At 73.0% G+C, this 10,904-nt stretch carries 1 protein-coding gene; it reads right to left on the reverse strand.

The features are described 5' to 3' along the window. Positions 1-40: 40 nt before the first annotated feature. Positions 41-10,879 carry an SDR family NAD(P)-dependent oxidoreductase gene (locus tag ELQ39_RS01005; protein WP_242590624.1) on the reverse strand — a complete coding sequence of 3,613 codons (10,839 nt, stop codon included), beginning with the start codon at positions 10,877-10,879 and terminating at the stop codon, positions 41-43. Positions 10,880-10,904 lie beyond the last annotated feature (25 nt).

Here is a 10,904-nt window from a genome sequence, read left to right on the forward strand (position 1 = left end):
CGACCCGCACGGGTGCGCACGGATGATGCGCCCGGTCGCGTCAGTCGAGCTGGTCGACGAGGGCGAACAGTTCCTCGTCCGTGGCGGTGTCGAGGTCCTCGTCCGCCGCGTCAGCGCCGGCCGGGTCCTCGCCGGGGCCGCCCGTCGCCTCGGCCGCGCGCAGCAGCTCCAGCAGCCGTACGGTGATCCGGTCGCGGGCTTCTTCGTCGGCTCCCGCGGACTCGATGGCCGCTTCGAGCCCGGCGAGTCCGGCCAGCACCGCGTCGGCGGGGGACGCCTCGTCGACGGCGAGTTCGGCCCGCAGGTAGCGGGCGAGCGCCAGCGGGGTCGGGTGGTCGAAGACCAGCGTGGCGGGCAGTTTCAGACCGGTCGCCTCGCGCAGCCGGTTGCGCAGTTCCACGGAGGTGAGTGAGTCGAACCCGGCTTCGTTGAAGGCCATTTCCACGCGCACGCTCTCCGGTCCGCTGTGGCCGAGCACGACCGCGGCCTGCGCGCAGACGACGCCGAGGAGCAGCGCCTCCTGCTTCGCCGCGGACAGTCCCACCAGCCGGTCGGCGAGCTGCCGCCGGTCCCCACCGCCGCCGGTCGTCCGGACCGGCTGCCGGCCCGCCCGGACCAGACCGCGCAGCAGGTGCGGGACTCCGCCGCCCGCCGCCGCGTCGGCCCGTACCGCCCGCAGGTCCAGCCTGACCGGGACGAGCAGCGACTCCTCGGACCGCAGCGCGGCGTCGAAGAGTTCCATGCCCTCGGCGGACCGCAGTGCCTGCACACCTCCGCGTCCTTCGCGTCGGCTCATACGGGTCCTGGTGAGGTCGTCGATGTTGCCGGCCATACCGGTGACCTGCTCCCAGGGGCCCCAGGACAGCGAGAGCCCAGGCAGACCGGCCGCGCGCCGGTGGGACATCAGCCCGTCGAGGTAGGCGTTGGCCGCCGCGTAGCCGCCGCTGCCGGCGCCCATGAAGACGGACGAGGCGGAGGAGTAGACGACGAACGCGTCCAGGGCCAGGTCGCGGGTCAGCTCGTCGAGGTGCCGTACGGCGTCCACCTTCGGCGCGAACACCTTCGCCAGCCGCTCCGGGGTCAGCGCCCCGATCACCCCGGGGTCGAACACACCGGCCGTGTGCACCACACCCCGCAGCGGGTGCTCGCCGGGTATCCGGCCGAGGAGGGCCTCGGTCTGGGCGCGGTCGGACACGTCGCAGGCCACGACGGACACCGTCGCCCCCTGCCCGCTCAGCTCGGCAGCCAGTTCCCGCACGCCTTCGGCGTCCGGGCCCCGGCGGCTGGCCAGGACCAGGTGGCGTACGCCGTGCCGGGAGACCAGGTGCCGGGCCGCCAGGGCGCCCAGCGAACCGCCGCCCGAGACCAGGACGGTGCCCTGCTCCCGGAACACCGGGTCCGCGTCCACGCCCTGAGCGGTGACACGGACGAGCCGGGGCACCGAGAGCACTCCGCCGCGCACCGCGACCTGCGGCTCGCCACTGGCCAGCACCGCCGCGAGGACGGAGTCCAGCACGGGCTCCACGCCACCCTCGGCGTCCGGGTCGGTGTCCAGGAGGACGACACGGTCGGGGTTCTCGGACTGGGCGGCACGCACCAGGCCCCACACCGCGGCCCCGGCCGGGTCGGTCACCGCGCCGTCGTCACCGGCGGGCACGGCACCCCGGGTCGCCACCATGAGGCGGGACTCCTCGGCGCCGGGCACGCTCAGCCACGTCTGCACCATCGCCAGAATCCCGGAGGCCAGCGCGAGTACGGCGTCGTCGCCCGCGCCTCCGACGGCCTCCATGACCGCCACGGCCGGGACTCCGCCGCCGGCGGCCAGGGCGGCCAGGTCGTCGGGCGTGGTCACCGGCAGCCACGGCGGCGCGGGCTCCGTCTCCTGGGCCGGGGGCAGTTCGGTCCACCGCACCGCGAAGAGCGAGTCGCGGCTCTCGTCCGCCGCCGTGGCGCCCAACTGCTCGATGGACACGGCTCGCATCACGAGCGAGTCCATCGTGAGCACCGGGGTGCCCGACGCGTCGGCCGCGGTGACGGACAGGGCGTCGGGTCCGTTGGGCGCGACCCGGACCCGGAGCGCGGAGGCTCCCGCGGCGTGCAGCACCAGGCCGTTCCACGCGAACGGCATCACCGGCTGCCCGGCCTCCTCCTGCGAGGTGTCCGCCGCGACGGCGAACGTCCCGGCCTGGAGGGCGGCGTCGAGCAGCGCCGGGTGGATGCCGAAGTCCCCGGACTCCTTGCGGTTCTCGTCGGGCAGGGCGACCTCGGCGAACAGTTCCTCGCCGCGCCGCCACACCGCCCGCACGCCCTGGAAGACGGGACCGTACGCATAACCGCGCTCGAGCAGACCCTCGTACAGCTCGCGGGTGTCCAACTCCACCTGTCGCGCGTCGGCCGGCGGCCACGCGGCGAAGTCGAACTCGGCGGTTCCGGCCCCCGGCTGGAGGGTGTCGGCCAGCATGCCGGTGGCGTGCCGGGTCCATGTGTCCCCGTCGTCGGCAGCGTCCTCCCGCTGGGAGAAGATCTCGACGGTGCGCGAGCCGTTCTCGCCCGGTGCGCCCACGGCGACCTGGACGCGCACCCCGCCGTGCTCCGGCACCACCAACGGCGCCTCGGTCACCAACTCCTCCAGCACCCCGCAGCCGGCCTCGTCACCGGCCCGCACCGCCAGCTCCACCAGACCCGTCCCCGGAAGCAGCACCACCCCGCCGACCACGTGATCGGCCAGCCATGGATGCGACTTCAACGACAGACGCGAGGTGAAGACCAGTCCGTCGGTCTGCGGCAACCTGACCACCGCACCGAGCAGCGGATGATCCGCCGCCGCCTGCCCCAACGACACCGCATCGGTCACCGACCGCGCCGTCTGAAGCCAGTAATGCCGATGATCGAAGGCATACGTCGGCAGATCGAGCCGCGCCGAAGTCGCCCCGGCCGGGAGCACTCCGGCCCAGTCGACGGTGACACCGCGCACGAACAGCTCGGCCATCGAGGCCAGCAGCCGACGCAGGCCCCCGTCGTCCCGGCGCAGCGAACCGGTCACCACGGCATCGGTGCCGTCACCACCGTCGTCCAGGATCTCCGTGATCGGCTGGACCAGCACCGGATGCGCACTGACCTCCACGAACGTCCGGTGACCCTGGCTCAGCAGGTCGGTCACGGCGGGACCGAAGCCGACCTGGCCGCGCAGGTTGCGGTACCAGTACGCGCCGTCCAGGACACCCGCCTGGTCCACCCACTCGCCGGTCACCGTTGAGTAGAAGGGCACCATCGGCGCCTGCGCGTTCACCCCGGCGAGGGTGTCGGCGAGGATCTCTCGGATGTCCTCCACGTGCCGGGTGTGCGAGGCGTAGTCCACCGCCACCCGCCGCACACGGACACCCTCGGCCGAGAGGGCCTCCAGTGCCTCGTCCAGTGCCTCCGCATCACCCGCGATCACGACGGAGGACGGGCCGTTGACAGCCGCGACCTCCACACGGTCCGCCCAACGCTCCAGGCGCGCCGAGACGTCGGCCTCGCTCAGCGCGACCGAAGCCATACCCCCACGCCCGGCCAGCTGCCCAGCGATGGCCTGACTCCGCAGCGCCACCACCCGCGCCGCATCCTCCAGCGACAACGCACCCGACACACACGCCGCAGCGATCTCACCCTGCGAATGCCCGACCACCGCATCAGGCAGCACACCCACCGAGGACCAGACCGCGGCCAGACCCACCATCACGGCGAAACTGGCCGGCTGAAGCACATCCACCCGCTCCAGCAACGCGGGCTCCACCTCACCCCGCAACACATCGATGAGAGACCAGTCGACCCACGGCTCCAGAGCGGCGGCGCACTCCGCGACCCGCTCCGCGAACACCGGTGAGGCGTCCAGGAGTTCCCGGCCCATACCCGCCCACTGCGAGCCCTGCCCCGGGAACACCCACACCACCTTCCCCGGCACACCAGAACCCGCACTACCGGACACCAGGTTGGTACTGCTCTCACCCCGCGCCAACGCACTCAGCCCACCCAGCGCCTCCGCGCCCGAGTCCGCCAGCACCACCGCGCGCTCACTCAGTACCGCGCGCCCCGCGACCAACGCACCGGCGACCTCCGTCAGAGCAGCCCCGTCGGTCTCCTCGACGAACGCGGCGAGCCGCCCCGCCTGACCGGCCAACGACCCCGCACTGCGCGCCGACACCACCAGCGGCACCACCCCAGCAGAAGGCAGAGGCCGCGGGGCGTGCTCCTCGGCGGGCGCTTCCTCCAGGATCAGGTGCACGTTCGTGCCGCTGACACCGAAGGACGAGACACCCGCCCGGCGCGGACGACCCTCACGCGGCCACTCCCGCGCCTCGGTCAGCAGCTCCACCGCACCCGCCGACCAGTCGACCTGGTCGGAGGGCCGCTGCGCGTGCAAGGTGGGCGGCATGACCCCATGCCGCAGCGCCTGCACCATCTTGATCACACTGGCCACACCCGCCGCGGCCTGCGCGTGCCCGATGTTCGACTTCAGCGAACCGAGCCACAGCGGCTGCCGGGGGTCGCGTTCCTTGCCGTAGGTGGCGAGCAGCGCCTGCGCCTCGATCGGGTCGCCCAGCGCCGTACCCGTACCGTGCCCCTCCACGACGTCCACGCCGTCGGCCTCGATACCAGCACTGGCCAGCGCCCGCCGGATCACCCGCTGCTGCGACGGACCGTTGGGCGCGGTGAGACCGTTGGACGCGCCGTCCTGATTGACCGCGCTGCCCCGCAGCACCGCCAGAACCTTGTGTCCACGTTCCCGCGCCACCGAAAGCCGCTCCAGGACCACGACGCCGACGCCCTCGGACAGGCCCATGCCGTCCGCGCCCTCGGCGAACGCCTTGCAGCGGCCGTCGCCGGCCAGGCCCCGCTGGCGCGAGAACGCCATGAAGGTGGCGGGTGTCGCCATCACCATGGCGCCGCCGGCCAGCGCCATCGAGCACTCGCCCTGCCGCAGCGCCTGCGCCGCCAGGTGCATCGCCACCAGCGACGACGAGCACGCCGTGTCCACCGACACCGCCGGGCCCTCGAAACCGAAGACGTACGACACCCGGCCCGACGCCACACTCGACGCCAGCCCGGTGCCCGCGAAGCCCTCCACTTCCGGCGCGAGCACGCCGGTCCCGTAGCCCTGGCCGGAGACACCGGAGAACACGCCGACATCCGTGCCCTTCAGGGACGTCGGGTCGAGTCCCGCTCCTTCCAACGCCTCCCAGGAGGTCTCCAGGAGCAGCCGCTGCTGCGGGTCCATCGCCAGCGCCTCACGCGGCGAGATCCCGAAGAACCCCGCGTCGAAAAGGCCCGCACCCTCGAGGAAACCGCCCTGACTGGTGTAGCTCTTGCCGGCCTGCTCCGGGTCCGGGTCGAAGAGGCCCTCCAGGTCCCAGCCCCGGTCCTCGGGGAAGTCCGAGACCGCGTCGACACCTTCGGCGACCAGCTTCCACAACTGCTCCGGCGAGGCCACCCCACCGGGCAGCCGGCAGGCCATGCCGATGATGGCGACCGGCTCGTTCGCGTCGGCCGCGACGACCGCCGGTGCCGTCGCCTCCGGTGCCGCCACCTCACCGAACTCCTCACGCAGGTAGCGGGCGAGGACCTGCGGGGAGGGATAGTCGAAGACGAGCGTCGGGGGCAGCTTCAGGCCCGTCGCCTCACGCAGCCGGTTGCGCAGCTCCACCGAGGTGAGCGAGTCGAACCCGGCATCCTTGAACGCCATGTCCGCCCGGACACCGCCGGGTTCGGTGTGGCCGAGGACGACCGCGGCCTGGGCCCGCACCAGATCGAGGAGGAGGGTCTCCTGCTCGGCGGGGACGAGTCCGGCCAGACGGTCGGAGAGCAGGCTGCCTTCGCCGGCGGTGCCTGCCACCGCCCGGGCCTGCTGACGGCCCGTGCGGACCAGTCCGCGCAGCAGGTGCGGCACCGCAGCGCCCGCCGAGGCGTCGGCACGCACGGTCCGCAGGTCCAGCTTGACCGGGACGAGCAGCGCCCGTTCGGACACGAGAGCGGCATCGAACAGCTCCATGCCCTCGGTCGCCGATATCTCCAGTACGCCGCTGCGGCTGGCCCGCGCCTGGTCGACGGCACTGAGGTGTCCGGCCATGCCGAGGGACTGCTCCCACAGACCCCAGGCGAGGGAGAGGCCGGGCAGGCCGGCCGCGCGGCGGTGGGACATCAGCCCGTCGAGGAAGGCGTTCGCGGCGGAGTAGTTGCCCTGCCCGGCACCGCCGGACAGGCCCGCCACGGACGAGTAGACGACGAACGCGTCCAGATCCAGGTCGCGGGTCAGTGCGTCGAGGTGCCGCACGGCGTCCACCTTCGGCGCGAACACCCGCGCCAGCCGCTCCGGGGTCAGCGCCCCGATCAGTCCGTCGTCGAACACGCCGGCCGTGTGGACGACCCCGCGCAGGGGGTGCGCGTCGGGCACGGTGGCGAGGAGCGCCTCGACCTGAGCGCGGTCGGACACGTCACAGGCGACGACCTCGACGGCCGCCCCCTGCCCGGCCAGCTCGGCGACCAGTTCCGGTACGCCCTCGGCGTCCGGGCCCCGGCGGCTGGCCAGGACCAGATGCCGCACGCCGTGCCGGGACACCAGGTGCCGGGCCACCAGACCGCCCAGCGAACCGGCACCCGAGACCAGAACCGTCCCGTCGCCCCCGAACACCCCGACGGTGTCCGCGACCTGGTCGGTGACGCGGGCGAGCCGGGGAACCGACAGGGTCGTGCCGCGTACGGCGACCTGGGGTTCCCCGGTCGCCGTCACCGGGCCCAGCACGGAGTCCAGGACCGAGTCCACGCCGTCCTCGGCAGCGGGGTCGGTGTCCAGGAGGACGATGCGGTCCGGGGCCTCGGACTGGGCCGCCCGCACCAGACCCCACACCGCCGCCCCGGCCGGGTCGGTCACCGCGCCCCCGTCACCGGCGGGCACCGCGCCGCGGGTCGCGACCACCAGCCGTGACTCCTCCAGGCCGTCGGCGGCCAGCCACGCCTGCATGACCGCGAGGACGCCGGAGGTCAGCGTGAGGACCGCGTCGTCGCCGTCTCCGCCGACGGCCTCCAGTACCGCCACCGCCGGCACTCCGGCACTCTCGGCCAGTGCCTCCACATCACCGGGGGCGGAGACCGGCACCCAGGACGGCGGGAACTCCGCGCCCTGGGGCGGCGGCAGTTCGCTCCACTCCAGGCGGAACAGCGCGTTGGCGACCGTCGTGTCGGCCGCCGTGTCCAGTTGTTCGGCGGACACCGCCCGGGACACCAGCGAGTCCAGCGTCACGACGGGGCCGCCGGCCTCGTCGGCCGCCTGGACCGACAGCGCGTCCGGTCCGTTCGGGGCGATCCGCACGCGCAGCGCGGAGGCGCCCGCGGCGTGCAGGACCAGGCCGTTCCACGCGAACGCGAGCACCGGCTCCCCGGAGTCCTCGGCGTCCGCCGCACTCCCGATGGTGCCGGCCTGGAGAGCGGCGTCGAGCAGCGCGGGGTGGATGCCGAACCGGGCGGCGTCCTTGCGGTGCTCCTCCGGCAGGGCGACCTCGGCGAAGACCTCCTCGCCACGCCTCCACACCGCCCGCACGCCCTGGAACGCGGGGCCGTAGCCGTAGCCGCGTTCACTCAGGCCGCCGTAGAAGTCACCGATCTCGACGGGTGCCGCACCGGCCGGCGGCCATGCGGTGAAGTCGGTCTGTTCACCGGTCGCCGACGCGGCGACCGACAGCGTGCCCGTGGCGTGCCGGGTCCATGTGTCCCCGTCATCGGGGCCGTCCTCGCGCTGGGAGTAGATCTCGACGGTGCGTGCGCCGTTCTCGCCCGGTGCGCCCACGGCGACCTGGACGCGCACCCCGCCGTGCTCCGGCACCACCAACGGCGCCTCGATGACCAGTTCCTCCAGCACCCCGCAGCCGGCCTCGTCACCGGCCCGCACCGCCAGCTCCACCAGACCCGTGCCGGGCAGGATGACCACACCGCCCACGGCGTGATCGGCCAGCCAGGGCTGCGACGTGAGGGAGAGACGTGAGGTGAAGACCAGTCCGTCGGTCTGCGGCAACCTGACCACCGCACCGAGCAGCGGATGATCCGCCGCCGCCTGCCCCAACGAGGCCGCGTCCGTCGCCGACTCGACCTCGTGGAGCCAGTAGTGCTGGTGGTCGAAGGCGTACGTCGGAAGTTCGAGCCGCGCCGAGGTCGCCCCAACCGGGAGCACTCCGGCCCAGTCGACGGTGACACCGCGCACGAACAGCTCGGCCATCGAGGCCAGCAGGCGACGCAGACCCCCGTCGTCCCGGCGCAGCGAACCGGTCACTACGGCATCAGTGCCGTCACCACCGCCGTCCAGGATCTCCGTGATCGGCTGGACCAGCACCGGATGCGCACTGACCTCGACGAAGACACCGTGCCCCTGACCGGTCAACTCCGCGACAGCCGGGCCGAAACCGACCTGGCCGCGCAGGTTGCGGTACCAGTAGGCACCGTCCAGGACCCCTGCGCCCTCCACCCACTCGCCGGTCACCGTCGAGTAGAACGGGATCGACGGTGCCTGGGCCTCGACCCCGGCGAGCGTGTCGGCGAGGGTGTCGCGGATGTCCTCCACGTGCCGGGTGTGCGAGGCGTAGTCCACCGCCACCCGCCGCACCCGCACGCCCTCGGCCGACAGGGCCTCCAGTGCCTCGTCCAACGCCTCCGCATCACCCGCGACGACCACGGAGGACGGGCCGTTGACGGCCGCGACCTCCACCCGGTCCGCCCAACGCGTCAGACGGGAAACCGCCTCAGCCTCGCTCAGCGCCACCGAAGCCATACCGCCCCGCCCGGCGAGCTGATCGCGGATGGCCTGACTCCTCAGCGCCACCACCCGCGCCGCATCCTCCAGCGACAACGCACCCGACACACACGCGGCAGCTATCTCACCCTGCGAATGCCCCAGCACCGCATCCGGCTCGACCCCGACAGACGACCACACGGCCGCCAGACCCACCATCACCGCGAAACTGGCCGGCTGAAGCACATCCACCCGCTCCAGCAACGCGGGCTCCACCTCACCCCGCAGCACATCAACCAAAGACCAGTCGACCCACGGCTCCAAAGCAGCCGCACACTCCGCGACGCGCTCCGCGAACACCGGCGAGGCGTCCAGGAGTTCCCGGCCCATACCCGCCCACTGCGAGCCCTGCCCCGGGAACACCCACACCACCTTCCCCGGCACACCAGAACCCGCACTACCGGACACCACACCAGGCGCGCCCTCACCCCGCGCCAGCGCGCTCAGCCCACCCAGCGCCTCCGCGCCCGACTCGGCCACGACCACCGCACGCTCGCCCAGCACCGCACGCCCAGCCACCAGCGCACCCGCCACCGAGGCCAGCGACACCCCGTCGCTCTCCTCGACGAACGCAGCAAGCCGCCCCGCCTGACCAGCCAAGGCCCTCGCACTGCGCGCCGACACCACCAACGGCACCACACCAGCCGAAGACAGAGGCGGCTCAGCCACCTCCTCCGGCGCCTCCTCCAGGATCAAGTGCGCGTTCGTCCCGCTCACCCCGAACGCCGACACACCAGCCCGGCGCGGACGACCCTCACGCGGCCACTCCCGCGCCTCGTTCAGCAGCTCCACCGCACCCGCCGACCAGTCCACCCGCGAGGACGGCGCATCGACATGCAACGTCGCCGGCATGATCCCGTGCCGCAACGCCTGCACCATCTTGATCACACCGGCCACACCCGCCGCCGCCTGCGTATGACCGACATTCGACTTCAACGACCCGAGCCACAGCGGTCGTTCGGCGTCCCGGCCCTTGCCGTACGTGGCAAGCAACGCCTGCGCCTCGATCGGGTCGCCGAGGACCGTGCCGGTGCCGTGGCCCTCGACCACGTCGACGTCGTCCGGTGTGAGCCCCGCGTTCGCGAGTGCTCCGCGGATCACCCGCTGCTGGGCGGGGCCGTTCGGAGCCGTCAGGCCGTTGGACGCACCGTCCTGATTGACCGCGCTGCCCCGCAGCACGGCGAGGATCTTGTGCCCGCGTTCCCGGGCCACCGACAGGCGCTCCAGGACCACGACGCCGACGCCCTCCGCCCAGCCCGTGCCGTCGGCGCCGTCGGCGTACGCCTTGCAGCGGCCGTCGTCCGCGAGGCCCCGCTGACGCGAGAACTCGACGAAGGCCCCGGGGTTGGCCATGACGGTGGCGCCGCCGGCGAGGGCCATGGAGCACTCGCCCTGCCGCAGCGCCTGCGCGGCCAGGTGCATCGCCACCAGCGACGACGAGCACGCCGAGTCGATCGTGACCGCGGGACCCTCGAAGCCGAAGACGTACGAGACCCGGCCCGACGCCACACTCGTGGAACCGCCCGTGCCCGCGAAGCCCTCCAGCTCCGGTGTCACCACGCTGGCGCCGGGAGCGACGTAGCCCTGGCCGAAGACTCCGGAGAAGACGCCGACGTCGGCGCCCTTCAGGGACAGCGGGTCGATGCCGGCGCTTTCGAAGGCCTCCCAGGAGGTCTCCAGGAGCAGCCGCTGCTGCGGGTCCATCGCCAGCGCCTCACGCGGCGAGATCCCGAAGAACCCCGCGTCGAAGAGACCCGCTTCGTGGAGGAAGCCGCCCCGGTCGGTGTACGACGTCCCCGCACGGTCAGGATCCGGGTCGAACAGGCCCTCCAGGTCCCAGCCGCGGTCCTCGGGAAACCCTGTCACGGCGTCACGGCCGTCGCGCACCAGTCGCCACAGGTCCTCGGGGCCCGCCACCCCGCCGGGCAGCTTGCACGCCATGCCCACCACGGCCACCGGCTCACGGGAGGCGTCGACGAGCCGGCGGTTCCGCTTCTTCAGCGAGCCGACCTCTTCGACCGATTTCCGTAGCGCCTCGACGACCTTCTCATACGACGCACTCACTTGATCTCCCCAATCCTTCAGCGGT

Origin of the sequence: Streptomyces sp. GB4-14, assembly GCF_022696125.1 — a bacterium.
GTDB classification, from domain to species: Bacteria; Actinomycetota; Actinomycetes; order Streptomycetales; family Streptomycetaceae; genus Streptomyces; species Streptomyces werraensis.